The 26,791-nt window shown below is 53.1% G+C and carries 25 protein-coding genes; 4 read left to right on the forward strand and 21 right to left on the reverse strand.

Annotated features, from left to right (window positions below; translation table 11 throughout):
- Positions 1–38: 38 nt before the first annotated feature.
- The 20 genes from flhA to HUO07_RS10065 form a co-directional block, all read right to left on the reverse strand.
- Positions 39–2,126 carry a flagellar biosynthesis protein FlhA gene (flhA, locus tag HUO07_RS09970; protein WP_176303431.1) on the reverse strand — a complete coding sequence of 696 codons (2,088 nt, stop codon included), beginning with the start codon at positions 2,124–2,126 and terminating at the stop codon, positions 39–41.
- Positions 2,123–3,289: a flagellar biosynthesis protein FlhB gene (gene flhB / locus HUO07_RS09975; protein ID WP_176303432.1), complete on the reverse strand. Its 1,167-nt coding sequence runs from the start codon at positions 3,287–3,289 to the stop codon at positions 2,123–2,125. The genes flhA and flhB overlap by 4 nt, the downstream gene beginning before the upstream one ends.
- Before the next feature lie 104 nt (positions 3,290–3,393).
- The gene (gene cheZ, locus HUO07_RS09980; protein ID WP_176303433.1) at positions 3,394–4,089 is read right to left on the reverse strand and encodes a protein phosphatase CheZ; all 696 of its coding nucleotides are present in this window, start codon (positions 4,087–4,089) and stop codon (positions 3,394–3,396) included.
- A 42-nt stretch (positions 4,090–4,131) separates the two neighbouring features.
- The gene (gene cheY, locus HUO07_RS09985; RefSeq protein ID WP_009097747.1) at positions 4,132–4,521 is read right to left on the reverse strand and encodes a chemotaxis response regulator CheY; all 390 of its coding nucleotides are present in this window, start codon (positions 4,519–4,521) and stop codon (positions 4,132–4,134) included.
- 68 nt (positions 4,522–4,589) lie between these two features.
- Positions 4,590–6,281 (reverse strand): methyl-accepting chemotaxis protein, encoded by a 1,692-nt coding sequence (locus HUO07_RS09990; protein WP_176303434.1) that lies wholly within the window; start codon positions 6,279–6,281, stop codon positions 4,590–4,592.
- Positions 6,282–6,348: 67 nt separating this feature from the next.
- The gene (locus HUO07_RS09995; protein WP_176303435.1) at positions 6,349–7,410 is read right to left on the reverse strand and encodes a protein-glutamate methylesterase/protein-glutamine glutaminase; all 1,062 of its coding nucleotides are present in this window, start codon (positions 7,408–7,410) and stop codon (positions 6,349–6,351) included.
- Positions 7,411–7,501: 91 nt separating this feature from the next.
- A complete protein-coding gene (locus HUO07_RS10000) occupies positions 7,502–8,374 on the reverse strand; it encodes a CheR family methyltransferase (RefSeq protein ID WP_176303436.1) in 873 nt (290 codons plus the stop codon).
- Complete coding sequence (locus HUO07_RS10005; RefSeq protein WP_176303437.1) at positions 8,371–10,542, reverse strand: methyl-accepting chemotaxis protein; 2,172 nt, start codon at positions 10,540–10,542, stop codon at positions 8,371–8,373. Before HUO07_RS10005 ends, HUO07_RS10000 begins: the two co-directional genes overlap by 4 nt.
- 58 nt (positions 10,543–10,600) lie before the next feature.
- Positions 10,601–11,890: a methyl-accepting chemotaxis protein gene (locus HUO07_RS10010; protein WP_176303472.1), complete on the reverse strand. Its 1,290-nt coding sequence runs from the start codon at positions 11,888–11,890 to the stop codon at positions 10,601–10,603.
- A gap of 133 nt (positions 11,891–12,023) precedes the next feature.
- Positions 12,024–12,521: a chemotaxis protein CheW gene (gene cheW, locus HUO07_RS10015; protein ID WP_176303438.1), complete on the reverse strand. Its 498-nt coding sequence runs from the start codon at positions 12,519–12,521 to the stop codon at positions 12,024–12,026.
- Entirely contained in the window at positions 12,518–14,620 is a 2,103-nt protein-coding gene (cheA, locus tag HUO07_RS10020) for a chemotaxis protein CheA (RefSeq protein ID WP_176303439.1), read from the reverse strand. The genes cheW and cheA overlap by 4 nt, the downstream gene beginning before the upstream one ends.
- A gap of 52 nt (positions 14,621–14,672) precedes the next feature.
- The gene (motB, locus tag HUO07_RS10025; protein ID WP_176303440.1) at positions 14,673–15,599 is read right to left on the reverse strand and encodes a flagellar motor protein MotB; all 927 of its coding nucleotides are present in this window, start codon (positions 15,597–15,599) and stop codon (positions 14,673–14,675) included.
- Positions 15,596–16,465, reverse strand: a complete 870-nt coding sequence (gene motA, locus HUO07_RS10030; protein ID WP_176303441.1) for a flagellar motor stator protein MotA — start codon at positions 16,463–16,465, stop codon at positions 15,596–15,598. Before motA ends, motB begins: the two co-directional genes overlap by 4 nt.
- Positions 16,466–16,717: 252 nt before the next feature.
- Positions 16,718–17,260: a flagellar transcriptional regulator FlhC gene (gene flhC / locus HUO07_RS10035; protein WP_176303442.1), complete on the reverse strand. Its 543-nt coding sequence runs from the start codon at positions 17,258–17,260 to the stop codon at positions 16,718–16,720.
- Positions 17,257–17,589 carry a flagellar transcriptional regulator FlhD gene (flhD, locus tag HUO07_RS10040; protein ID WP_101145827.1) on the reverse strand — a complete coding sequence of 111 codons (333 nt, stop codon included), beginning with the start codon at positions 17,587–17,589 and terminating at the stop codon, positions 17,257–17,259. The genes flhC and flhD overlap by 4 nt, the downstream gene beginning before the upstream one ends.
- Before the next feature lie 106 nt (positions 17,590–17,695).
- The gene (locus HUO07_RS10045; RefSeq protein ID WP_176303443.1) at positions 17,696–17,989 is read right to left on the reverse strand and encodes an EscU/YscU/HrcU family type III secretion system export apparatus switch protein; all 294 of its coding nucleotides are present in this window, start codon (positions 17,987–17,989) and stop codon (positions 17,696–17,698) included.
- A complete protein-coding gene (gene fliK, locus HUO07_RS10050; protein WP_176303444.1) occupies positions 17,973–19,232 on the reverse strand; it encodes a flagellar hook-length control protein FliK in 1,260 nt (419 codons plus the stop codon). The genes HUO07_RS10045 and fliK overlap by 17 nt, the downstream gene beginning before the upstream one ends.
- On the reverse strand, positions 19,229–19,639 hold the full coding sequence (gene fliT / locus HUO07_RS10055; protein ID WP_176303445.1) for a flagellar protein FliT: 411 nt from the start codon (positions 19,637–19,639) through the stop codon (positions 19,229–19,231). The genes fliK and fliT overlap by 4 nt, the downstream gene beginning before the upstream one ends.
- 7 nt (positions 19,640–19,646) lie before the next feature.
- The gene (fliS, locus tag HUO07_RS10060; protein WP_176303446.1) at positions 19,647–20,063 is read right to left on the reverse strand and encodes a flagellar export chaperone FliS; all 417 of its coding nucleotides are present in this window, start codon (positions 20,061–20,063) and stop codon (positions 19,647–19,649) included.
- 203 nt (positions 20,064–20,266) lie between these two features.
- Positions 20,267–21,955 carry an HD domain-containing phosphohydrolase gene (locus HUO07_RS10065; RefSeq protein WP_176303447.1) on the reverse strand — a complete coding sequence of 563 codons (1,689 nt, stop codon included), beginning with the start codon at positions 21,953–21,955 and terminating at the stop codon, positions 20,267–20,269.
- Positions 21,956–22,282: 327 nt separating this feature from the next.
- On the opposite strand from HUO07_RS10065, the gene HUO07_RS10070 reads away from it, so the two are divergent.
- A complete protein-coding gene (locus HUO07_RS10070; protein ID WP_176303448.1) occupies positions 22,283–22,651 on the forward strand; it encodes a flagellar protein FlaG in 369 nt (122 codons plus the stop codon).
- Between the two features lie 4 nt (positions 22,652–22,655).
- Here the strand turns inward: HUO07_RS10070 and fliE are convergent, their stop codons facing one another.
- Positions 22,656–22,988, reverse strand: a complete 333-nt coding sequence (fliE, locus tag HUO07_RS10075) for a flagellar hook-basal body complex protein FliE (protein WP_176303449.1) — start codon at positions 22,986–22,988, stop codon at positions 22,656–22,658.
- Between the two features lie 253 nt (positions 22,989–23,241).
- Between fliE and fliF the strand changes: the two genes are divergently transcribed.
- The 3 genes from fliF to fliH are packed head-to-tail and all read left to right on the forward strand — an operon-like array spanning position 23,242 to position 26,789.
- Positions 23,242–25,026: a flagellar basal-body MS-ring/collar protein FliF gene (gene fliF / locus HUO07_RS10080; protein ID WP_176303450.1), complete on the forward strand. Its 1,785-nt coding sequence runs from the start codon at positions 23,242–23,244 to the stop codon at positions 25,024–25,026.
- Entirely contained in the window at positions 25,019–26,026 is a 1,008-nt protein-coding gene (gene fliG / locus HUO07_RS10085) for a flagellar motor switch protein FliG (RefSeq protein WP_101145835.1), read from the forward strand. The genes fliF and fliG overlap by 8 nt, the downstream gene beginning before the upstream one ends.
- Positions 26,019–26,789 (forward strand): flagellar assembly protein FliH, encoded by a 771-nt coding sequence (fliH, locus tag HUO07_RS10090; protein WP_176303451.1) that lies wholly within the window; start codon positions 26,019–26,021, stop codon positions 26,787–26,789. The genes fliG and fliH overlap by 8 nt, the downstream gene beginning before the upstream one ends.
- Positions 26,790–26,791 lie beyond the last annotated feature (2 nt).

Here is a 26,791-nt window from a genome sequence, read left to right on the forward strand (position 1 = left end):
GGAAATGGATGACGTTAGCCTACCACGGCATGCGATTATCAACGCCCGCCTACCAGCGTGGTCACTCTTAATGTGCGGTCATCGGGGATTTCAGCCTGGGACAGCACCGACATATGGCGCAAACGACGGCGTAAAAAGCGCGATAGCACTGCTCGCAACGAGTGCTGCACCACCAGCACCGGTGGCTCGCCTGAACTTTCATGCCGCTCCAAGGCTTGTTGCGCCTGAGTCATTAGGGTCTCTGCCAACCCGGGCTCCATCGCACCATTACCGTTCATGGCCTGCACCAGTACCTGTTCCAACTGGGCATCCAGCCCCAGCACATTAAGCGTCTCCTGCCCGGCAAACCATTGCTGGACAATTGCACGCCCGAGGGAGACGCGTACCAATGCCGTCAGCTCGTTAGGATCTTTTTGCTGCGCGGCATACTCTGCCAACGTATCGAGTATCGTCCGCATGTCGCGAATCGAGACATCTTCATCAAGCAGATTTTGCAAAATGCGCTGCAGTACCGTCAATGAAATGGCTTTCGGAATGACTTCTTCGACCAGCGCCTTTTGATCCTCGCCCATTTTATCCAGCAGCTTCTGTACTTCCTGCCGGCCTAGCATCTCAGGCGAATGACGGTGCAGTAGATGGTTCAAGTGAGTCGCGATCACCGTGCTGGCATCCACCACGGTGTAGCCGTAGACCTGAGCATGTTCACGCTGATTGCTGTCGATCCAGACAGCGGGTAAGCCAAAGGCCGGGTCGTGGGTGGGAGTGCCCTGCAGCTCACCTGACACCTGCCCAGGATTGATCGCCAGCCATTTACCCGGCTGCGCCTCAGCACGGCCAATTTCGGCGCCTTTCATGGAAAGCACATAGGCGTTGGGCGGCAGCTCCAGATTATCGCGGATATGCACGACTGGCGGCAGAAAGCCGACTTCTTGAGCAAACTTTTTACGCACGCTCTTAATCCGCCCAAGCAGCTCGCCTTTTTGACGCGAATCGACCAGCGGTATTAAGCGATGCCCCACTTCGAGCCCAAGAGTATCGACCAGCTGAACATCTTCCCAACTCGCTTCGGGGGTCTCCTGTAAAGGCACCGGCTCAGTGGCAATTTCGTTTTTAACCAGCGCGTGCTCTTTTTGGCGCGTAATAAACCACGCCAAACCCGCTAGCAGCGCCGTAAAGAATAGAAATACAAAATTGGGCATGCCGGGCACCATTCCCAGCAGCCCCATTACGACGGCGGCCAGAATCAGTACCTGGGGATTCACGAATAGTTGGCTGAGCATTTGCTGACCAATGTCTTCATTCGTGTCGGTACTTACCCGAGATACCGTGACACCCGCTGCGGTCGAGATCACCAGGGCGGGGATTTGTGCCACTAGGCCATCACCAATCGCCAGCAGCATATAGGTCTGGCCAGCAGCGCCAAAGCTCATATCATGCTGCAGCATACCAATCAGCAGCCCACCGATGATATTGACCACCATAATCACCAGGCCGGCGATGGCATCACCGCGGACAAACTTACTTGCACCGTCCATCGAACCAAAGAAGTCAGCCTCTTGTGCAACTTCAGCGCGGCGCTTTTTGGCGTCTTCTTCACCGATTAAGCCAGCGTTAAGGTCGGCATCGATAGCCATCTGCTTGCCGGGCATCGCATCCAGCGTAAAACGCGCACCGACTTCCGCAATACGGCCAGCACCTTTGGTAATGACCATAAAGTTGATGATCACCAGAATCAGGAAGACCACTAGACCCACAGCGAAATTGCCGCCTACCAAGAACGCCCCAAACGCTTCGATTACCTTACCGGCGGACGCACCACCTTGGTGGCCTTCCATTAACACGACGCGAGTGGAGGCGACGTTAAGCGATAGGCGCAGCAACGTCGTGAATAGCAACACAGCGGGAAACGCCGCAAAATCCAGCGGCTTCTGCGTAAACATGCTGACCATCAACACCATAATGGCCAGCGCAATATTGAAGGTGAAGAGAAGATCGAGCGCGAAAGGGGGCAAGGGCACAATCATCATGCCCAAAATCATCAGGATGAGCAGCGGCCCGACCAGCAGCTTCATGCGCACATCGCCCATCCAGTCGCGCTTACCTATTAGCTGACTCAAGCCTTTCATGGTTGCGCCTCATTACCACCGGCGCTACGCCCGGGGTTTTCCATTTCCGGGGGAACCGGCAGGTTATCAGGGGTTGGGGGCACCTCGCCTCCTTGTTGTGCGACTTGCTTAAGACGATAGGCCCAGGCCATTACTTCGGCCACCGCGGTATATAAGTCAGCGGGCACCTCCGCATCTAGGTCTACGTGATGGTACAAGGCACGTGCCAATGGCGCTGCCTGCAACCGTGGTACACCAGCCTCTTCGCCAATTTCACGAATACGCGCAGCTACCGCATCGGCTCCTTTTGCCACCAGCCGTGGCGCGCCCATGCTGCCTTCCTGATAAGTCAGTGCTATCGCGTAGTGCGTGGGATTGGTAATGATGACATCGGCCTCGGGTACTTTGCTCATCATCCTGCCCCGCGCCATGGCCTGTTGCTGCTGGCGAATGCGTGCTTTTACGTGCGGGTCACCTTCCGACTCTTTGTGCTCGCGCTTAACCTCTTCCTGGCTCATGCGCAGCTTCTTGGCATTGTCCCAAAGCTGGAACGGGACATCGATCAAAATGACCACGATTAACACCAGCACCATCAGTCCAGCCGCCTGAGCCGCCATGCTTAGAGCGTTGGTAAGCGCTTGCTGGATAGGTTGATCCATTAGCGCCATAAACTTGCCGATGTTGTAATACAAAAAAGTTGCGGCGACGCCCCCTACCAGAACAGACTTGGCGATAGCTTTAGCCAACTCAATCAGCGCCTGGGTTGACAATATGCGTTTTACGCCCTTAATCGGATTTAGTTTGGAAAACTTGGGCTGCATCGACTTCCCCGATATCAGCCAGCCTCCCATCAGACCTGGGGCCACTAACGCGATAATCACTAACAACAAAAACAGCGGTATCATGGCGAATAGCGTGCGCTGTCCAAGATCCAGCGCATTGACCAGCATCGGCGTGCTTTCCATTGCTTGGCGACGTTCAAAAAGGAAGGCCTGCTCCATCACTGCACCTAACTGGTCATAGAGCATACCGCCCATGCTATAGAGACCAATCACGCCGCCCAACAGAAGTAAGAAAGTGTTTAACTCGCGGGAACGGGCAACTTGACCCTCTTCGCGGGCTTTTTCTTGCCGCCGGGGGGTGGCCTCTTCGGTCTTTTCCTGGTCGCTATCATTATCTGCCATGCGGTCATCCGGCCAGGTAAGGCGAAGCTTATCACGTATTCAGCCGTCCATAGGGACGGCTGAATGGCGTACTTGCATGCCCGTAGGGCGTTTAATAGCGCGCTTTAAAAGCCTAGCTCATCCAATAAGTCGTCAACTTGATCCTGCCCAGTGACGATATCAGGTGCATTGTCCCTTACTTGCGGCCCATTCAAAAGCTCTTCGTTACGCCGTGCATTGTCGCTTTTCCACTGATCCTCGGCCTTGCGCTGCATCGTTTCTCGTGCATGGGCGCCCGGCGCGTTTTCGATCAGCACCTGTACCAACTGATGTTCGATCTCTTGGATCACGTCCATCATCTTCTTAATCACTTGGCCGGTCAGGTCTTGGAAGTCCTGGGCCATCATGATTTCCATCAACTCTTTGTTGGTCGCTGCAGCCATGTCGGGCACGTCACTAAGATAAGTACGTGTCTCAATGACCAGGGCCTTGGCCTCATCCAACTCTTTGGGCGCTTCAAACCACTCGGCCCAGCGTTTATCCAGGGCACTGGCACGGTCCGCCATCTGATCTTGTAACGGCTGCGCACGATCAATCGCGTTGAGCGCGCGATCTGCTGCCTGCTCTGTCATGGTAGCGACGTAGTGCAAGCGGTCACGTGCATCCGGAATGGCTTCTGCCGCTTTCTCAATCTCTTTATCCAGCCCCAGCTCACGCATGTTCTCGCGCAGCATGCGCGTCAATTTGCCAATGCGGTGAATTAGGTCTTCAGCGGCGTCTTCAGACAGCTGGGCAGAACCGGGCTGCTCATTCTGACTCATTATGTTGTCTCCTCGTTAACCAGGCCCGTAGGCCTAGCCGCTTTATTTACCCATTTTGTCGAAGATTTTATTGAGCTTCTCTTCAAGGGTAGCGGCAGTGAACGGCTTGACGACATAGCCGTTAGCGCCCGCCTGAGCGGCCGCAATGATGTTTTCTTTTTTCGCTTCAGCGGTCACCATCAACACAGGAAGCCCCTTCAAGGCCTCATCCTGGCGGATCTCCTTGAGCATCTCCAAACCATCCAAATTCGGCATATTCCAGTCGGATACCACAAACTCGAAATTGCCAGCCCGCAGCTTATTGAGCGCGTCTTGACCATCTTCAGCTTCATCCACATTGGTAAAGCCCAGTTCCTTAAGCAGACTACGCACGATCCGACGCATGGTGGGAAAGTCATCTACAACCAGGAAACTCATATTCTTATCTGCCATCGGTCATCCTCTCGTCAGTACATGGCACAGGGGGGACTGGTAAGTACAGTCAGGGTTAAAACGCATCGTTAAAATTCTTCCCACTCTTCGTGGTCACTGCGCTGCGCAGCAGGCCGACGGGCTGGCTGGTCGGCCCTGGCGGCAGGCATTGGCTGAGAGGCTGAAGACGCAGACGGTAGCGACTGGTGCGCTGCCGCCTGCATACCCAACAGTTTGAAGACCGCGACGGCCTGCTCCAAACGATTGGCTTGTTCTTCCAACGAAGCCGCTGCGGCAGAGGCTTCTTGCACCAGCGCGGCGTTTTGTTGGGTGACTTGGTCCATCTGGCCAACGGCTTGGCTGACCTGTTCAATGCCGTCGCTCTGCTCTTGAGAGGCCGCCGAAATTTCATCCATGATATCGGTGACACGGCGTACCGCGGTGACGACATCAGACATCGTGGTACCTGCCTGCTCGACCAGGGTGGAGCCTTGTTGGATCTGCGTTACCGAGGCATCAATCAGTGTTTTAATCTCTTTGGCAGCATCGGCACTGCGGCTGGCCAAATTGCGCACTTCCCCCGCCACGACCGCAAAGCCGCGGCCTTGCTCGCCGGCTCGCGCCGCTTCTACCGACGCATTGAGGGCCAAAATATTGGTTTGAAAAGCAATCGAATCTATAACGCTGGTGATATCAGCGACTTTTTTCGAGCTGGTAGAGATGCCGTGCATGGTCTGCACCACTTGCGCGACAACTTGGCCACCACGCTCAGCAGTGGTTGAAGCGTCGGCTGCCAATGTACTGGCCTGGCGGGCGTTATCGGCATTCTGTTTTACCGTCGCGGTCATCTCTTCCATGCTGGCGGCAGTTTCCTGAATCGACGCAGCCTGCTGTTCAGTACGCGATGATAGGTCCGCGTTGCCGCTGGCGATTTCACGGGTACCGTGGTGAATCTCGTTACTGCCTTCACGCACCCGGCTAACGATATTGGTCAGGTTCTGCTGCATGGTGCCCATAGCCCCAAACAGGCGGCCAATTTCATTCTTACCCGCTGCCGGCAGCGGATCGGTCAAATCAGCCTCTGCAATCGCATCCAGGCGCTGAATTGCGCCTCTTAGCGGCGCAATTACGGTACGACGCAAGCCTACGTAAATCACCAACGTCATCAGCAGAGCAAAGATTACTACCCCTGCATTGATCATGGTAAAGAGGTTACCCTGGGCCGCTGCGTCCGAACGAATAGTCTCTACCCGCTGAAAACCGTAAGTAACAAATGCGGTTGTGCTGGCAGCCAAACTACCTAAGGGCTCAATCAGCTCATCACGCAGGTTGTTGTAGCGGGTGAGGTTCATATATTCAAAGGTTTCATGCTGCTGTTTAACCAACCCTAAAACGGTGCGAAAATCTTCAATTAGGGCGCTTCCTAACGCTTCTCCTGCAGATGTACGCGGGGTCTCGACAAAACGATCAAAGCGTCGCTCGGCACGCTCAATACGATTAGCTGCGACATCGACCTGTGCATTGGACTGCTGAGTCTGGCCGACCATCAAGTAGTTTGAAGCTGTCTCCATTGCCAACATAGCTTGGTTTAATAGCGAGTCGGCGCGGTTAATCTCATTTAACTGCGCATCGCTAATCTGACTGAGCGTTGCCAAGTTATTTTGCGCATTGCGATCAGCCACAACACCCAAACCTGCAATCACTAAAATCAGGGCGACAAAGCAGGTGAGCGCTGCGATCACAGCGGCATGAATACTCATGTTGCGCAGTAAACGATTCATAGGGTTTCCCTTGCGAGCTTATTAAGTTTTTATGCTTAGTTTTTAAGCTAAGTACTGATAAATTGCACTACACACGCTGCGCGCGGCCTGAGGCTGCGATCAGCGCCATCATGCGCGTGGGAATGTCGTCTAACGCCACCACTTCCACCGCGCCACCCACCGCAATGGCTTCACGGGGCATACCGAAAACCACGCAGGTTTGCTCATTCTGGGCAATGGTCGGCGCGCCTGCTTGGCGCATCTCAAGCAGCCCTGCCGCGCCGTCTTTGCCCATGCCGGTTAGAATCACCCCAATGGAATTTTTGCCAGCGTGCTGTGCCGCCGAATGAAACAGCACATCGACCGATGGCCGATGGCGGTTTACAGGTGGGCCGTCGTCTAACCGCACCACGTAGTTAGCGCCGCTGCGCGCCAATTTAAGGTGCTGGTCGCCTGGGGCAATGTAGGCGTGCCCTGGTAAAACCCGCTCGCCATCGGTTGCCTCTTTTACGGTAATCCGGCACAGCCGGTCTAAGCGCTCGGCAAATGATCGGGTAAAGCCGCCAGGCATATGCTGAGTAATCAAAATAGCGGGGGCGTTAGCTGGCAAGGGTTCAAGCACTGATCGAATCGCTTCGGTGCCACCGGTCGATGCACCAATAATAATCAGCTTCTCGCTGGTGACTAACGGGGCCTTTAAGGCCACAGGTGGTGGGGCATTTTTATGCCGCGCCTGGCGAGGTCGTGAGCGCGCCGCAGCACGCAGTTTTTCGGCGATCTCGTCGGCGTACTCCATCATGCCATTGCGAATACCCAGGCTTGGCTTAGCAACAAAATCAAGCGCACCAAGCTCAAGCGCGCGCAGGGTAATTTCCGAACCGCTCTGGGTTAGCGACGACACCATGAGCACCGGCATGGGCCGCAGACGCATTAAGCGTTCGAGAAAATCCAGGCCATCCATGCGTGGCATTTCAACGTCTAGAGTCAACACATCAGGATTGTGCTGCTTGATCAAATCCCTGGCGGCAATAGGGTCAGGCGCTACCGCAACGACTTCCATATCAGGCTGGGAATTAATAATTTCCGTTAATAAATCGCGAATTAGCGCCGAATCATCGACACACAGTACTTTGATCTTGGCTGCGCTCAAAGCACGCCTCCTCTTGCTGTAGACGCCTGATGTGTGATTGCAACCGCTGGAGCCACAGCGCCTGAAGCGATCATAAAGACACGACAATTGTTCATTTTTTTGCCAGGGTATAGACGGTCTGGCCGCGTAGTTTGAAAGCGTCGCTGATATACGAGAAGTTTTCTGAGTGGCCGGCAAACAGCAACCCATCCGGCTTCATCAGTGGCGCAAATCGCTTGAGTATTTTTGATTGAGTATCTTTATCAAAATAAATCATGATGTTCCGGCAGAACACCGCATCAAAAAGGCCCTTAATTGGCCATTGCGGCGCCAGCAGGTTAAGTGGCTGAAACTCGACGAGGGCCGATACTTCAGGCCGGATCCGCGCAAAGCCTGCATGATTACCGGTACCTTTCTGGAAAAAACGCTTTACCCGCACTTCATCAAGCTTGCGCACCTGTTCTAGCGGGTAGACGCCTGCGCGGGCTCTGGCCAACGCATCCGTATCGATATCGGTGGCAATTACTTTGGCTTGTGACGCTTTAGCGCCTAGCGTTTCCAAAAGTGTCATGGCTAGTGAGTAGGGCTCCTCCCCAGTGGAGGCTGCCGAACACCAGATTGTGACCGGGTCTTGCTTATTTTTTATATGCTCAGCGAGCAGCGGAAAATGGTGCGCTTCACGAAAAAAAGCCGTGAGATTGGTCGTCAGTGCGTTGGTGAACGCCTCCCACTCCTTAGCCTCGGGCTGGCGCTCCAGGCGCTGCAGATAATCGGTAAAGCGCGTCAGGCCATGGTGGCGTAGCCGCTTGGCTAGGCGGCTATAGACCATTTCACGCTTATGTTCTGCCAGCACAATCCCGGCACGCTGATAAATCAGTTCACGAATACGCTTAAAATCCGCATCGGTGAGTATCAGATCGCGCTCAATCTGATTATTGGATGCCCACTGACCAGCATCTACAACCCCTTCACTTTGTTCGGTCAAAACGCTTCCCACTCCTCTACTGAGGCTGCTTGCCGTTTAACGGGCGAATGAGGCGACGTTGCACTAGGCGGCTGAGCGGCTAGTGCGCTGGGCATCTGCGCGACGGGGTTGGTTGCTGTTAACGCAGGTGGACGTAAAGCGCCATTGCTGTTTAAGCGAAATGCTTCTACCGATAGCGCTAATAGTCCCGCCTGTTTCTCTAAGGAAACGGCCGCACGAGCCGTCTCTTGAACACGCAAGGCATTACGCTGTGTCGCTTGATCCATTTCCGCCACCGCTTGGTTGACCTGCGTAATTCCATTACTCTGCTCTTCAGAAGCGGCCGAAATCTCATGCATAATTTGGGTCACGCTACGTGCAGCTTCTGCCACTTCGCCGATCGCCTCTTCAGCTTTGGTTACCAAACTGGCACCGGCGCTAACCTCGCGATTAGAGCCATCAATCAGACCACGAATTTCTTGAGCAGCGCCTGCACTGCGGCCCGCCAGATTACGCACCTCTTCGGCGACCACCGCAAAACCACGCCCATGCTCGCCTGCACGTGCCGCCTCTACCGAAGCATTCAGCGCCAGAATATTGGTCTGAAATGCTATTGAGTCGATCACGTTGATGATATCGGCCATCTGCTGGGAGCTTTGGGTAATCCGCTGCATATTGTCGACCAGCTGTGCCATTAGCTCGCCAGTATTTGTCACCTGGATAGCATTGTTATCGGCTAAGCGGCGGGCTTCTTGAGCATTTTCGCTGTTTTGTCGCACCGTAGAGGTCATTTCTTCCATGCTGGAAGCCGTCTGCTGCAGAGAGGCCGCTTGCTGCTCAGTGCGCGCCGATAGCTCTTCATTACCACTGGCAATGTCCCGGGCAGCGGGAGTGACAACATCAATACCCCCTTTGACGTCGGCGATGATGCTGCTGAGGCTCTTGCGCATGGTGTTGAGCGAGTCCATTAGCTGGCCCACTTCGTCACGCCTCGGCGGAGGCACTTTTGTCGCCAAATTTCCGCCTGCAATTTGCAGCGTAAAACGCGCCGCACTTTTTAAGGGGCGAATAATCGAACGCAGCGTCAATACGCCAATCAAAATGAGCAACAATAAACCAACACCAAGCACGATGGCTTGCGCACCGAGCATGGTGGCTTGCCCTTGCTGGGCGTCAACGGCCATGGATTCCGCTGCTTGTTGTTTCTGTGCGATCAGTTGATTAACCATTCCTGACAAGTCGCGGCCATCGCTGTTCATCACGCTAATGACTGCATCTAATCCGGTAAAGGCTTGATAGGTTTCTTCCGCTTGCAAAACGCTGGCAGCTTGGCCCATGCCATTGTCTAAAAATAACTGTAACTGCTGATCAAACTCACCAGCGAGTTCGGTCTTATTGACGTTTCGAGAGTAGTACTCCTGCCATACGGCGGCGACTTCTGCGGTGCTCTCCTCAATACTTTCGCCCATTTCAAAACGCTGATTGATGAGATCCATTCGCTCAGGCTCAATCATCGCTTGTCGGGTTTGGGCGATGGTTTGATCGATTTGCTGCAAGCGAATGACATCGCGCAGACCATCATTATTTAGCTGCGCCAAACGCTCGCCCGAGGCATTTAAGCCATATAGCCCCAAGCCTCCACTCATTAGCAGTAGCACACCAGCCACAATAATCATGCCTGCCAGTTTTGCCCGAATGGTATCGAGTCGCACTCGAGCCAGACGGCTGAACACACCTTTCTGACGCAGACGTCCTTTATCCAAATAGAGCCGTTTATTGCGTCCTTCTCGTAGGTCAGCGTAAGCCCGCTCCGCTTGCTCTATGGCCTCCCGTGCGGCTTGAACACGTACCGAGGTGTAACCCACCACGTGTTCATCTTCGATAATCGGTGTCACGCTGGCATCCACCCAGTAGTGGTCACCGTTTTTGCAGCGGTTTTTAACCAGCCCGCGCCACGTTTCTCCCGTTTGCACGGTTTGCCAGAGGTTTTCAAAGGCTGCTGGTGGCATATCGGGGTGACGTATCAGGTTGTGCGGCGCACCTATCAGCTCTGCGTGATCAAAACCACTAATATCGATAAACGCGGGGTTTGCATAGGTAATACGCCCTTTGGTATCGGTACGTGAGACTAAGAAATCATCTTCTTTTAACTCGATTTCACGCTGAGAGACTGGCTGGTTATTACGCATGATCTACCTTTTTAGTGTTTTATTATTCATTAAGAGCGTGCCTGCCCTACCAGACACGTTAAAACGGTGCCCACTCTTCGCTGTGTTCTGCTGATTGTCTGTGACTCGCTAGGGGCGGGTGCGCTACTGCAGCCAGGGCTGGCGTAGGCATGGCAGAAGAAGAGTGAGGGTTTGATGTTTCAGTGACACGGAAGCGCTCCACTGCTTCACGTAAACGAGCCGCTTCACTTTCCAGCTCATTGGCACTTCGCGCCGCCTGCTGAACCAGTTGGGCATTTTGCTGCACCACCTGGTCCATTTGTGCAACGGCTTGATTCACTTGGCTAATACCGCTGCTTTGCTGTGCAGAAGCGGCGGCAATATCATCCATAATGTCACTGACGCGCTGAACAGCCGCCACCAGATCTTGCATCGTTTGCCCGGCTTGATTGACGCGCTGAGTGCCGGTATCGACTTTATTGAGCGAGGCTTCAATCAGCGTTCGGATCTCTTTTGAAGCAGCAGCACTGCGGCTGGCCAGGCTGCGCACTTCCTGTGCGACCACCGCGAACCCCCTACCATGTTCGCCAGCACGAGCAGCCTCTACGGAGGCATTCAGCGCCAAAATATTGGTCTGAAACGCAATATTATCGATAACCGTTATGATATCCGACACTTGGTGTGAGCTAGCACTGATCTCTTGCATGGTATCAACGATTTGCCCGACTTCTTCACCGCTACGTCGTGCAGTTAACGTCGCGCTACCGGCCAGTTGGCTGGCTTGACGAGCATTCTCAGCATTGTGGCCTACCGTAGAGGCTAACTGCTCCATGCTGGAAGCGGTTTCTACTAACGAAGATGCCTGCTGCTCTGTGCGTGAAGAGAGGTCGTTATTACCACTGGCAATTTGCTGGGAGCGCTCATAAATCGATGTGCCGCTAGTGCGCACGGTGCCTACCGTTTGGGAGATAGAGCTCTGCATGTGCGCCATCGCACTGTAGAGACGCCCAATCTCATTATTACCCGGCGCAGTAATGTGTTGACTTAGGTCGCCCTGCGCCATGCGCTCAAAATGACCCACCAAGCGATCTAATGGGCGCAACACGTTAGTGGTTACTCCCCAGATCACCACGATAACTGTAGTCACCGTCATCGCTACGATGCCAATTAACGTCCAGCGTATCGTGGTGGCAAACGCACTGAAGGCGGCTTGCTGGGTCTGCACATCGTTAGACGCTTGCACAATTGCCGCGCCATGGTGCAATGCATAAAGGCCGATACCACTGGCAATTAAGACGAGTACTGACAGGGTCGCAAGCACTAGGCCCCAACTTAAACGCACCGTCATATTATTCATTAATTGCCGCATTTGCTGTGTCACGCCCTTTTCTCCACGCACAAACGGCGCTCTCGGTGCTTTCCATAGCACGAGAATGCATCATTAGGTAGAACGTACCCGGCATGTTCCCTATGCCTTTTCCCTATGCCTTACTTTCTTAGTTTTAGTGGCTGCTGGTGCTGTCGACTAACGCCATCTCTTCACTGGTCAGCAGCTTATCGATATCGACCAGTACCAACATACGATCATCTAAGCTACCTAAGCCGCTCAGGAAATCAGACGAGAGCGTGACACCAAATTCCGGCGCCGGTTTAATTTGATCGGGGATTAACGTCATCACATCAGAGACGCCATCTACCACGATGCCGACCACCCGGTCTGCGACGTTGACGACAATCACCACCGTCTGGCCACCGTATTCGACGTTCTCAAGATGAAACTTAATACGCAGGTCGACGATCGGCACAATCACGCCGCGCAGGTTGGTGACCCCCTTGATAAAGTCAGGCGCATTGGCAATCCGGGTCACGTTTTCGTACCCGCGGATTTCCTGCACTTTCAAAATATCAATGGCGTACTCTTCATCACCCAATGAAAACACGAGAAATTCGCGGTTTTCGGCTTCTGCGGCTAATACCGCCCCACTGTTGGCTTGACTCATAACGGCTCAGCCTCCTTGAAAAATGAAAGGTTTTGATTGTTCACTACTTTTTTGCCTGCTTCTTTTTTGTACCGACTTAAGCGATGTAAACCAGTAATATCCAGAATTAACGCAACGCTGCCATCGCCTAAAATGGTAGCGGCCGAGATCCCCGGTACTTTGCGGTAATTGTCTTCCAAATTCTTGACCACGACCTGCTGCTGCCCGATCAATTCATCCACCAACATGGCGTAACGACGGCCTTCGCCCTGTACAATAACGGCAATACTTTTGGTGGGATCGGTAATGGCATTGGCAACATCCAGTACTTCGTGAATAGCGATAACGGGCAGGTACTCATCGCGCACTTTGATGACCACATCGTCGCCAGCCATGGCGTACATATCGTCTTTAGAGGGCTGAAGCGACTCAAGCACCGTGGAAAGCGGCAGAATAAATGTCTCGCCGCCGACCTTGATCGACATACCATCCAAAATAGCCAGCGTAAGGGGCAATACGATACGCGTATTGGTCCCCTCACCTAGCTTCGACTGAATTTCGACGCGCCCCCCCATGCTTTGAATGTTGCGCTTAACGACATCCATACCCACACCACGGCCGGAAACGTCGGTGACCTCTTTGGCGGTTGAAAAACCAGGGGCGAAGATAAGCTGAAAAACCTCTTCGTCAGACATGGAATCGGAGACGTTAATACCATTTTCGCGGGCTTTAGCGAGCAGACGGTCACGATCCATACCAGCACCGTCGTCGCGCACTTCAATTAAAATATTACCGCCTTGATGGCGCGCTGATAGGGTTAATTTACCTACACGCGGCTTGCCAATCGCTTCACGTACATCAGGCATTTCAACGCCGTGATCAAGGCTATTGCGCACCAAGTGGGTTAATGGATCGGTGATCCGCTCCACCAGGCTCTTATCCAATTCGGTCGACTTGCCTTCGGTAACCAGCTCAATCTCTTTACCTAGCTTCCCGGCGGTGTCGCGCACTACGCGTGGAAAGCGACTGAAGACAAACTCCATGGGGATCATACGAATCGACATGACCGCCTCTTGGAGGTCACGCGCATTGCGCTGAAGCAGGCTCATGCCATTTTGCAGTGAGCTATTACCCACTGACTGATCTTCTAAATCACTAACCGTTTGATCAAGCATCGACTGGGTGATGATCAGCTCACCCACCAAGTTGATAATTTGATCGACTTTATCCACAGAGACGCGGATTGAAGATGACTCGGCGGCGGCTTTTTTAGGTTTCTCTTTGGTCGCTGCTTTTGCCGGACTCGCCTTTGAGGCTGTCTTTTCCGCAGGCGCTTGCGGCGCAGGAGCTACAGGCGCCGAAGCTTCTGGCTCAGCGGTTGCTGGCGCGGCGTTTGATGACTCAGCAGCAACGCCCTCGACAGCGGTAATCTCAATTTGATCTGGCTCGATAATAAAGCACATGACCGCTTCAATATCGTCCGCACTGTCGCTACTTTTAAGGATGACCTCGTAACGCTTTGCATCGCCGGATTGGGACTGCACTTCGCCAAGCTGCTCTAACTCCTCAACCAGCAAAATGCGGTCTTTATCGACAACATTCAGCAGGGCCACTAACAGAAGTCCGTCTGCGCCTTGCTCTTCGCTACTGCTTGCTTCTGCGCTGTTTTCACTGGCAGCAGGTGCAGACTTGGGCTCAGCCGCTGGAATAGATGGTCCATCTAACTGTTGACCAATTTCATCCAGGGCAATCTGTTGTAGCGTTTGGCAAATGCGCTCAAATGCCTCTTGGTTTGGCTCCTCTTCGCTACGGTAGGCATCGAGTTGCTCATGCATGATGTCTTTAGCCTCTAAAAAGGTATCCACGAGGTCGGCGCGCAGCGTTAGCTCACCCTTACGTGCGTAATCGAGAAGGTTTTCCAAAATATGCGTGGTTTTCTGTAACACGACAAAACCAAAGGTTCCTGCTCCCCCTTTGATCGAGTGGGCGGCACGGAAAATAGCATTGAGCTGTTCACTGTCTGGATCATCAACATCCAGCTCCAACAAATGCTGCTCCATATCCGACAGTAGCTCTTCTGCCTCTTCAAAAAAGGTGTCAAAAAAATCCGCTATATCCATTCACCGCTCCACCCTTAACGTCGCTTTTATGAAAGGCTCTGACAGGCTCAGGTCACTCTGGATCTTGCGCCTGAGGCTCGTCTTGTTGTGGTAATTCTATTAGCGCTTCAGCCGCATCGTCCGGCAGTGAAGCTCCCGGGCCCATAATGGCTGGATTACGGATCGCTTCGGCTATTTCGGGCAGCAGCACCACCAGCTCTATGCGCCGATTAATGGGGTCTGTTGGCTCAGTCTCCGGCAACATGACACGGTCTGCAAAGCCTGATACGCGAAGCAATTGACCTGGGTCAAACCCGCCGGCAATAAGCTCTCGACGCGACGCGTTAGCGCGATCATTAGAGAGCTCCCAGTTGCTATAGCCGCTATAGCCTCCCGCATAGGGAACGCTATCGGTATGGCCACTGATACTTAGTTCATTGGGTAGCTCGTTAAGTAGTGGCGCGATAGTGCGCAGTAGACTGCGCATATAAGGCGCGACTTGGTCACTACCCAACTCAAACATGGGCCGCTGATCTGTATCTAATAACTGTATACGAAGCCCTTCTCGAGTTAGGTCAAAGCGCATCTGAGAGCGCAACTGGCGTAGCTCGGGATCTCGCTCGATTGCTCGCTCGATACGCTCTTGCACATTCATAAAGAAGCGTCGATCCTGCGAACTAGGGCGAGAGCGCTGAAGGCTATCAATCATTGCCCGCTCCCCATCGCTATGAGTAGGATCCGGCCCACCGCCAGGAATCGCACTGGTACTACCCGAACGATCGCCCCCCGTAATGGCGCTAATCAGTGGGGTACTGAAGTACTCTGCTACGCCCCTGCGCGTCTCTTCACTGGAAACGCTCAAAAGCCATAGCACCAAAAAAAAGGCCATCAGAGCAGTCATAAAATCTGCTAGAGCAATTTTCCAAGCACCGCCGTGATGGGCGTGGACGACTTTTTTGCGTCGAATGACGATTGGACGCTTGTCACCCCCCTTACTCATGCGTTACCGGCCTTTTTTGCATCTTTCACATACTCTTCAAGCTCTATAAAGCTCGGGCGCTCGGCAGCAAAGAGTGCCTTACGGCCAAACTCAACGGCCAACTGCGGCGCGTAACCGTGTAAGCTTGCAAGCAATGTAATGCGAATACACTGCAGCATTTTTTCGGCTTCTTTAGCCTGCCGTTCGATGTAACTAGAGAGCGGGCTAACAAAGCCATAGCCCAGCAAAATACCCAAGAAGGTGCCCACTAGCGCTTGACCGATCATTACGCCCATCTGAGCCGGTGTAGCATCAGCATAGGTGAGAGTTTTAACGACCCCCATCACCGCCGCCACAATGCCGAAGGCAGGCATGGCATCGCCGACTTTTGCAATGGCATCAATAGGGATATGGGCTTCCTGCTCGAAAACTTCAATTTCATGTAGCATCAGCTCATCGATTTCCATGGGCTCCATACCGCCGCTTACCATTAACCGCAGGTAGTCCGTCAGGAAATTCATGATGTGGGGATCGGCTAATACCGTTGGATGTTCTTGAAACAGAGGGCTCTCTTGCGGGTTATCAATATCGCGCTCAATGCCAAGCATGCCCTCACGACGAATTTTGGACAGCAGCTTGTATTGCAGCGCCATGAGCTCCATATAAAGCGCTTTGTTATATTTTTTCGCCCGTTTGAGCCGCGGCAGAATTTTAAACGTTGCTTTGATCGCTTTGCCATTGTTGGCAGCTATAAATGCGCCGACCCCCGCACCGCCAATGATAAGTAGCTCTAGCGGTTGGTAGAGAGGGCCTAAACTGCCGCCTGCCAGTACATAGCCGCCAAATACAGACAGCAATACAATCACATAGCCTAGAGGTATCAGCACAAGCAAGGTCCTTGCGGTATTCAGTATTAAGTAAGGGAACCAAAACTTAGCCACCTGATCTGATGATTAAGCAATGTTCCATCCAAAGCACAATTTAGTCCCATTATACTAGGGCTAAGCTGCTGTTTAATGAAAAAGTACCATTGGCTTTTGCGGCTATCTACGCCGTTACACTCATATTTTATTATTAAGTATCTATCCCTACGTCTTATACCTTAATTACAGCTAACGGGCGCGTAGAAGATTGAGTTGTTACATTTTTTCACTATTCTCCTGCTGTGCTTTGCGTGTTTTCCCCGCCCGTGAAGGTGGTTGGCATATGCCACATACATAGTGCTGAGCAGGGCTATGCGCATGCGCCACAAACTGCCCGGTGCAACGCGTACATTGATTGCACTGTAGCAAGTCACTTTCAAAAAACCGTACTAATGTCCAAGCGCGCGTCAACCCAAGCACCGGCTCCACCTTTTCCAACGACATTTGCTCGTCATAAAGCCGATATGCTTTAACGAAGGCATCAATTCGTTCACAACCTGCGGTCTCTTTTAGGCTTATATAAATGTTGAAAAACAGCGACGAATGAACGTTGGGTAGCCAAGTAATAAACCAATCAGTAGAGAACGGTAGCATCCCCTTGGGGGGTGACATGCCCCGCACTTCCTTATACAGCTTGATCAAACGCGTGCGGCTTAATTCCGTTTCTGTTTCCAGCACCTGCAAGCGCGCGCCCAGCTCAATCAATTCGATTGCCAGCTGCACTTGGTGCATTTCATCGACCAAGCTTTTCTGGCTCACTTCACTTCTCCTGACGGCATTGGCTCAAATGGTTCACTAGCCAGCAGCAGCGAAGCATGGAGTCCAGCCAAGCCCTGGTCACGAGGGTTGTCAGTGAGTTGGCGCAGACGTTCGGCACTCGTTTGACTAAACCGGCACAATAGCTGGCTGGTGCGTGCCAGCTTGGTAAGCTGACGAGCATTGAGTGACACAAGTAGCTCGGCAACCTCGCTATCTATTTTCAGGCGAAACATGGCGGCCTCGCGATCTTCATCAAGCAAGCGCTGCGCCAGAAGTAAATAAGCTAAATTTATTTCCTGAATTTCATCGAGAAAGTTGGTTTGACTCATGATGTCCCATTAAATGACTCAGGCGCGATATGTTGACCATTGTACTGGCGCCATTAATGACTTTTTATTACCTATCCTCATGGTTGCATACAACGTCTGTAATTGGCTACTCAGGTATTTCACGATGACTTAGCCCTTCTTCTGAAAGCTCAAACACCCATACCAAGAGTTCCGCGACAATTTGATAGAGTCCGGCGGGGATTTCGGCGTCCAAATCTAGCTGCATTAAAAGCGCTACCAGCTCGGGCGCATCGTGTACATAAATACCCTGGCGTTGAGCCTCTGCCATAATGCGCTCGGCCAGATCTCCATAGCCTTTCGCCACAACACGAGGGGCGCGGTCATTCTCTTGATAAGCCAGCGCGACAGCTTGACGACGACGCTCACCCGGCGTGGCCATGGGCTACCTCCGCTTCGATATAGCGTGCACGAAGCTGCACTTTCTGTAGGTCTAAAGCACTCAAGCGCTTCTCTAGCGCTGGTAACCCAGCGTTAATTCGTTGATACGCCTCTGTGTTTTCAGTGGTGAAATCAATACTTAGCACATTTCGGTAGAGCCATAACGACGCATTGAACGACCCCAAGTTGGGAACGTCTAGCTGCATATCTGAGCGCCAACCACCCTCTGGCTCACCCTCTTGCTGCTTGTTCTCTTGCCCCTCTTCACGAGCAGGCAAATTAATCACTAAGGCCATAAAAATACCTGCCCAAACATCGCCCTCCCAGCGAATAGTGGGCATCACCAACATCTCAAGCTGCTGACGCACTAGGCTCTGTAGGCTTTCATGCACGACATCCCGCGCTGGACGGTTAGCTATCAGCTCAGTCACTTCTCTTGCGTGACTTAGATCTACTCTTGCTTGATTACTCTCAGGCGCTGAGCTGGGCATAGCAGCTGAAGGCGCCTGGGTAGCCGCACCTGGTGAATTCATAAGCGGAGCAGCAGCCACTAAATTCTGCCGAGGCGCCAAACCATTTTCTTGAGTCACCGGTACTAACGGCACGTTAGGCAGGATAGTTACCCCTTGCCCAGCCGCTTGAGCCCCCGGCGTGACCAATGGCGCTAATCCCGTTAACCCATTGGTGACGCCCAACCCAGCGGGCAATAAGGGTGCCAAAGGGCGCGGCCCAGGCTGCATTTGTGGTTCATTCATTAACTGCTGGCGGGTACTCGCGCCTTGGAACCACCGCTTTAAATGCGACTCGTAGAACAGCCCGCTGTCACGGATGCTCGCCTCCAAGCGGGTCGCGACGGCGCTGACCCCGGGTGCTTCTGGGCTGGTAAAAAGAGGTGCTTCGGGTCGCATGACGGAGGGAGGTGCTGGAAAACGCAGTAGCACGTCAGCAATAGTCCGTGCAGCGGGGCTAAAATGCGTTTGTGTTGACCCCGGCGGAGAAGGCAGCGGCTCGCCGCGGGGTAATGCTCTTCCGCCATCAAGAGGGAGGGGCAAGCGCTTTAAATCATTCAACGATGTCGCTGGCGCTCTTCCATCCAAATTAGCGTCACGCATCACGGCACGCGGCCCTTCTCCAGGTGCAACGGGCTTCACTGGCTGATCTAACGCCCGCTGCAGCGACACCTCACCTTGTCGCCCTAGCACTTGGTGCAAGAGCGTATCAATGAGAGGTGCAATACCGCTCACGATGACCCCGTAGCATCAGTGTCATCCGCGACATAGGACGCTGCCGCGCCCTGCTGGGGCGCATAAGCGCGATGCAAGTCGCGCTGACGTTGCGATACCTCAATTAGCTTACCCAGCTCATCTCGACGTGCTACCAAGCGACGCCGGATATCAACATCGTGCTCAAGTATGCTCTCAAGCAACTCTGCCTTACGTTGTTGGGCAGCACCGTCAAGCAGCACGGTCGCATCCAACTCACGCAGTTGCTCCACTAACACAACATAGTTGGTACGTTGATCAATGAGCTCGGCCCACTGCTCAGCATTGGCGAGTTCATGCATGTATTCAACGCTGCTCAATAGCGCTTCGTAGCTAGCAAGCAATGACTGCTGAGCATTTTGGTCACAAGCGGTGGTAGAAGCTAACATTATTGCCTCACGCGCTCTGCTGTTGGCCAATATCACGCCACGCTGAGCCAATATCTTCAAGCAAACGCTCGGCTTGATTTAAGCTCTCTTCATCGTTACGCAGATTAGCCGCCAACAGCAGGCGTACAATATAGTCATACAGCGACGCTAAGCGCTCGGCAATTTCTCCACCTTTCTCCTGATCGAGCGCGGCTGCGAGACCGTTATTAACGATATCAAGCGCTTTTGATATCGATTTACCTTTCTCAGCCGTATTGCCTGCCTGCATATGTATGCGGGCAGCGCGAATAGCCGCTTGAGCGCCATCAAATAACAGCACAATAAGTTGATGTGGGTCTGCCGACATCACTCCGCTTTCTACGCCGATACGCGCATAAGCGTTAGCTCCACGCCCATAGGCGGCGCCACCGCGAGAGTAAGTCATAAGCGGAACTCCTGTGCGTGGTTTGGTTATCACCTATAGCGGGGAACCACGAAGATTAAAAGATATAAAACAGCGAACTGTACGCTGCTACTGTTAACTATCGGCGCGAACCAGAGGGACTTTAACGTCTCTCAATGCTTTTTTTTACCCAGGCCTATTTGACTACAACGGACGGCTAACCATTCACTAGCGCTTTTACACTTTCAGGTAGAAACAGCGATTTCGCCTACCATTCGCCCAAGCCGCTCAGTGACATCATCCTTTACTATCGCCCCTACATTGTCACGCATGGGCGGCTCAGCTTGCGGTGCAAGCAACACTTCAGTGGGATTGCCCTTTGCATCTAGGCGCAGTATCCAGCCTTGTTGCTGGCTGGAAAAACGCGCCAGCGAGCCCACTGGCACCCCCTTGAAATGCTCGATATAGCGCTTGATCCAACGTATATCGAATTGATGTGGATGCTGTAATAAATGACGATAAATTTGCTGTACCGTTTTAGCGGGACGATCAGCGCGATCACGCCTCATCGCCTCGACCACATCAACAACAGCACTGGCTTTAGCTAACTCACTGAGCTCAGCCCCACCTAACCCCCCAGGGTAACCACTGCCGTCTATACGCTCATTAATCCCACCAATAACGGCCTGCACAATCGCTACTGACAGCCACTGACAACCGTGCAAGCGATCTAACAGCAACTGGACATGCTCGCTGACTACCTTTCGATGACTGGCCTCAAAATGCGGCGCCTTAAACAACACCTGGGGAACCAGCGCCTTGCCAAGATCATGAATAAGGCCACTGGCGACAATCGCTTTGCGCAATTCGTGCGGCATACTAGCACCCACAAAATCAAGCAAGTGAATGGCCACTGCAATGCCGTGGCGCACCACCAAAGGTTCTGGATACAAGCAGCGGGAGGCAAACAGTAAGGCTTCACGATCCTCATCGTGAAGATCCAATATTCGATCAGCATAACGAGAGAGCTGGCGCCCATCGATATCACTACCTTGCTGCAACGATAGTAGCTGCGCGTCTAAATAGGCGGCTACCTTTACCAGCCGACGCGCCATCGGCGTGGCGTAACGCTTAACATCTCGTCGCCCAAGTAGCTCACCCGCGCCAGAACGCTTATTCGGCAATGCAAACAGTGGAGAGGGTTGGCGCTCGTCCTGTTGCTCTTTGTTATAACGGGCAGCCTCACGCTCAATTTCACACACAAAATACCAAATTTGGCGCTCTTGCTCCGCGCTGCACTCAACGAAGTTAAAACCAACACGCAGCAGGTGACGTTCAGCATCTGTTTTTTGATGCCGGGCATCGCCAAGCACTTCAAAATAAGTGCCATCAGGGAAGGTAAACGTCAACTTTAGCGAGTTAGCAGCTTCTGCCAATAAGCCACTGGCTGCCAACGGTAACTCAAGTTGGCAGCCGTCTTGGGAAAGGTCTTTTAGCTCGCCAGCCACCTCGGCATCCCCATCACCTAAACTGGCCGCCACCACCATCCCCATACGCAGCTCGGCGCGAAAGGATTCACGGCGCTGAAGTACGTCTAACGTCGCAGGGTAATCACTGCAACACAAAAAACGCCCACCGGCATGGCGCGTCTCCGTCAAGCGCAAGAGAGGTGTCTGAATCACTTTCCCCTGAGCCTGCCCGCGCAAGTAGAAAGCAGCACCGCCCTGTAAGTGGTGAAGCAAATAATCAACCGAGGAGAGATCCATCACCAAGGTTTGGTCCCGATGCTGCTCCATTAATACAATAGGTTCTGGACGCGCATCAGCCGTGGCGAGACACAGGGATACTCCGCCCGTTTCAATTAGCGCGTTCAGCAGAGATTCAATCACCGTTGTGCTTGCTATTGTTTCAAACTCATCCTGCTGCGCTGCCATGCTCGCCTCACTTACTCTTATGCGTTAATTAGTTCACCGCAAAGCGCAGAAGCATAGCAGATGCCAGCAGCGGGGCGTATGCACAAAAAGCCATCATTCCTATGCTTATTAAAAAGGCTATAGAAGCAAAGGCAGAAGAATAGGTATCTGGCTCTTGCACCAACAAACAGACACCACCCACCCCAGCGCAGCATAAAGTTTTTCTGCGTCATGCCGATAAAAAAGTAGAGGTGTATATTGATAAGTAAAAATCCAAGCTGAAGCCGCCGTTTCTCGCTGTTGCACCACAACCGGTTGCCAAAGCTAACTTAAAGAGGAATGTACCCCATGAGTTCATTACCCCCTACTGAAGCAACCAAGCCGCTGACCTCGGCTCTCACCACCCTAAACCCTAGACAACGGCTAGAAAACACACTGGCTCAGCTAGCGCCAACAAACGCCCAAATTAAAAATACCGACAAAGACGAACGAGAAATCTCCGCTGGCGAACTCATCGAACCCATTCAACGCATTAACGAAGCGATGCGCCCACGAGGTTTAGAGTTTGAGTTAAGCGAAGAGACATCACGCGTCATTACACGAGTAATCGATCGGGAGTCAGGAGATGTAATACGCCAAATTCCCACGGAAGAAGTACTAAAAATTGCTGAGCGACTAGAGGCAATGCAAGGGCAGATCATCTCTTTGGAAGCCTAAAGCTCTACACTTGCATGTTCATAACGTCACGATATGCAGACACTAAGCGATTGCGAACCTGAAGCCCCATTTGAAAAGCAACGCTGGCTTTCTGCATATCGACCATCACATCGTTGAGCTGCAAGTTAGGGTCACCCGCCTGGAAAGCCATCGCTTGGCTGTTAGCCGTCTGCTGAAGACGGTTAATACGCTGAATGGAAGCCTGTAATTCACCGCCAAACCCACCTTGCCCTACCGCTGTTGAGGCCTGAGCACCGCTGAGAGGCTGCGTGGATGCCGCCTGAGTTGCCAAGCCTTGCATTTGTTGTAGCGCAGCCTGTATTGCGGGAGTGCTCATACGCTTACCTCGATTCGCAAAAAAACCAATGCAAAAAGCCTAACACTGAAGCGACTAACCTCATACGGACAAATGCGCATAAAAAGCGAAGCTTATCCCTCCTTTAGGCTGGACTAGTCACCGGATAATGGCGTCCATCACAATTCCGCTTCATCTTTTTGGCGGATAACCGCGATCGACGGATATAGCCTATGCCTTCTTTGGTGATGCGCCTGGGCCGACGCCAGTTTTGCCTGCCCCTTAGGAGGGTCACATGAGCGAAACCGGTGCAACGGCAGGCCGTCAAACTAGTACGAATCAAGCCGCCCCTCGCAGTGGCGGTAAAGCTAATGGAAGTACCGAACGTGATGCCGCCAGCGACTCGGCCTTCGGGCGAACGCTGAAGCAGCTGCGTGGTAATCCATTGGTGGCGCTACTCATTGCCGGCGCCGCCTCTATTGCCATTGTGGCAGCCCTCTTCATGTGGGCAAGTAGCCCAGAGTATCGCGTTCTTTATAGCAACTTGAGCGAATCCGATGGCGGCGGCATCATCAACGAGCTTGATGCCCGCGGCATTCCCTATCAGTTCAGCGAGGGCGGCCAAGCATTAATGGTGCCTAGCGACCAAGTCCACACCTTGCGCTTGCAACTAGCTGAGCAGGGCCTTCCCCGTGGTGGCAATTTGGGTCTGGAACTGATGGATAGCCAGGCGTTTGGGATTAGCCAATTTGCTGAGCAGATTAATTATCAGCGCGGCCTGGAAGGTGAGCTGGCACGCTCAATTGAATCACTAGGGCCAGTAGAAGGCGTTCGCGTCCACCTCTCCATGGCCAAACCATCGGTGTTTATTCGCGATCGTGAACCTGCGAAAGCATCTGTGGTGCTCACCCTATTACCCGGCCGCGTGCTGGGTGAAGGGCAAGTTAGCGCTATCGTCCACATGGTCTCAGGCAGCGTTCCCGACCTTGCCGCTGAAGACGTCACCGTGGTTAATCAGGATGGTCGCTTGCTGTCTGCCGAAACAGGCAGCGGAAACGATCTCGATGGTTCGCAGCTTGAGTATATTGTCGAAGTTGAGCGCTCCTACCAGCAGCGTATTGAACATATTTTAACGCCCATTTTAGGTCGCGATAATGTGCGTGCCCAAGTTGCCGCACAAATAGACTTCTCACGACGCGAGGAAACGTCTGAACGCTACGGCCCCAATCAGCCACCTAACGAAGCCGCCGTGCGTAGCCGTCAGCTCAGCCTTGCCTTCGATGGCGAAGACCCATTGGCCACTGGCATTCCAGGTGCGCTAAGCAATACACCGCCAGGCACCCTGCCCTCCCCTATTAATGAACCAGCGGAAGAGGGCGACCCAGAAGTTGACGACCAGCAAGAGGACGCGCCCCCTGAAGCGCTGCGTAACTTACGCCAAGACGACGTTATCAACTACGAAGTTGATCGCAGCATTGAGCATGTGCAACACCGTCTCGGCCAGATCGAGCGGCTATCCGCCGCAGTGGTCGTAAACTACCGCTCGGAAATGAACGATGAAGGCGAGTGGGTCGACGTTGCGCTAACCGATGAAGAAGTTGCCCAGATTGAGCGCTTGGTTCGTCAAGCAATGGGCTTTTCGCAGCTTCGTGGCGATGAGGTAGAAGTCGTCAATTCACCCTTCGCGCGCAGTGTTGATGAAACCACTGACGTCGTGTGGTGGCAGCAACCCAACACCCTTTCAATAGCCGCCACTGTAGGTCGCTACTTGCTGGTTGCGCTGGCTATCTTATTACTCTACCTACTGATTTTGCGCCCCTTAATTAAGCGCTATACCCAATCCCCGGTTATGGCAACTGCAGTACCTGGCGGTACGTTGGCCGCGAGCGTAGGCGACGAAGAAGATGGCGAAGAGGGTGAAGAGTCCTCTGATGAGGGCGATGAGGCCTACGCTAAGCCCAAGCGGCGGCGTAAGACCTCACTTTATGAGCATAACCTCAATGACCTGCGTGAAATGGCTCAAGAAGACCCCCGCATGGTCGCGATGATCATTCGTAGCTGGATGAATGCTAATGAGTAGTTCAATTGCTGAAATGAGCGGTGCCCGCAAGAGCGCCGTCTTATTGCTTGCACTCGATGAAGACAGTGCCGCTGAGGTGTTTAAGTACCTTGGTGCCAATGAAGTGCAAGAAATTAGTATGGAGATGGCCCGTCTGAATCAGGTCTCCCATGACGACATGAAAGCGGTGCTCGAAGCTTTCCATAAAGAAACCGAAGAGTTTGTAGCGCTTAACCTGAATTCAAGCGACCACATTCGCTCGGTGCTGACCAAAGCACTGGGCAGCGAACGCGCCACTAGCCTGATCGAAGATATTCTCGAAACGACGGGCGGCAACTCTGGCATCGACGCACTCAATCTCATGGAAGCCTCCATGGTGTCTGAGTTGATTCGCGACGAACACCCACAAATTATTGCGACTATTCTGGTCCACCTGGATCGCCATCAAGCTGCTGATATCCTTGAGCTATTTGAAGAAAAACTACGCAACGATGTCGTTCTCAGGATTGCCACCTTTAGCGGCGTTCAGCCCGCTGCCTTACAAGAATTGACCGAAGTGCTTACCAGCATGCTCGACGGCCAGAACCTCAAGCGCAGCAAAATGGGCGGTGTAAGAACAGCGGCCGAGATTCTTAACTTAATGAACTCTTCTCAAGAAGAGACCGCCATCGAAACCGTTCGCTCTCACAGCGAAGATTTGGCACAGAAAATCATCGACGAAATGTTCCTGTTCGAGAATCTGCTCGACCTCGACAACCGCGCCATTCAAATGGTACTTCAGGAAGTCGATACCAACTCGCTGGTGGTGGCCCTTAAAGGTGCTCAGGACGCCTTGGTGGACAAATTCCTGCGCAATATGTCGCAGCGCGCCGCCGATTTAGTGCGCGAAGATATGGAAGCCCGCGGCCCCATCCGCGTCTCTCAAGTGGAGACCGAGCAGAAAGCCATTTTGCAGGTTGTGCGGCGCTTAGCTGATTCAGGTGAAATTGTCCTAGCAGGTGGAGATGATGAGTATGTCTAATACTCACTCGCCTAAATTTGATCGCCATGGCGATTGGCGCCGCTGGCAAATGGATGAGCTGGCCACCACGGCTGAGCGCGTTGCTGATGGCGAGGAACCCACGGCTCACCAACGCAAGGTACAGGCGGCGCAAAAGGCAGCCGAACTGGCGCGCCAGCGTGAAGAGAAAGAGCGCCAGGAACTCCATGACCGTATTCGCCTGGAAGCGGAAGAAGAAGGCTATAAGGCAGGCTTTGAACAGGGCCACAAAGAGGGAATGGAAAAAGGCTTGTCAGAAGCCGCTGAGCAGGCACAAGTGGAGTTACAAGAGCAAATTCGGCTAACCGTTACCCCGCTACAAAGCCTTGCAAAGCAATTCTCTGATGCACTAGAGCGCATTGACGACACCATCGCCCATGACCTGGTTGAGTTAGCGCTAGCGACCGGCAGACAGCTTGCCAGTGATGCCATACAGGAAACGCCTGAGCAGATTTTAGCGATGGTGCGCGAGCTTCTACACACCGAGCCGCCCTTGGTAGGTCAGCAGCGCCTGTGGCTCAACCCCGATGATCACACTTTGGTAGAAGAGCACTTAGGTAATGAACTTAGGGCTGCCAACTGGAAGCTGCAACCCGATGATCAACTTGCCCGTGGCGGTTGCCGGGTAACCAGTGCCCAGGGCGAAATTGACGCGACTTTCGAAAATCGCTGGCAGGCAATTCAAGCTCAGTCGCGCAAACGTGGCCTCAATTCACCACCACCTTCTAACGTCCCTTCATCCTAGGC

It is taken from the genome of Vreelandella maris (assembly GCF_013371085.1).
GTDB lineage: Bacteria > Pseudomonadota > Gammaproteobacteria > Pseudomonadales > Halomonadaceae > Vreelandella > Vreelandella maris.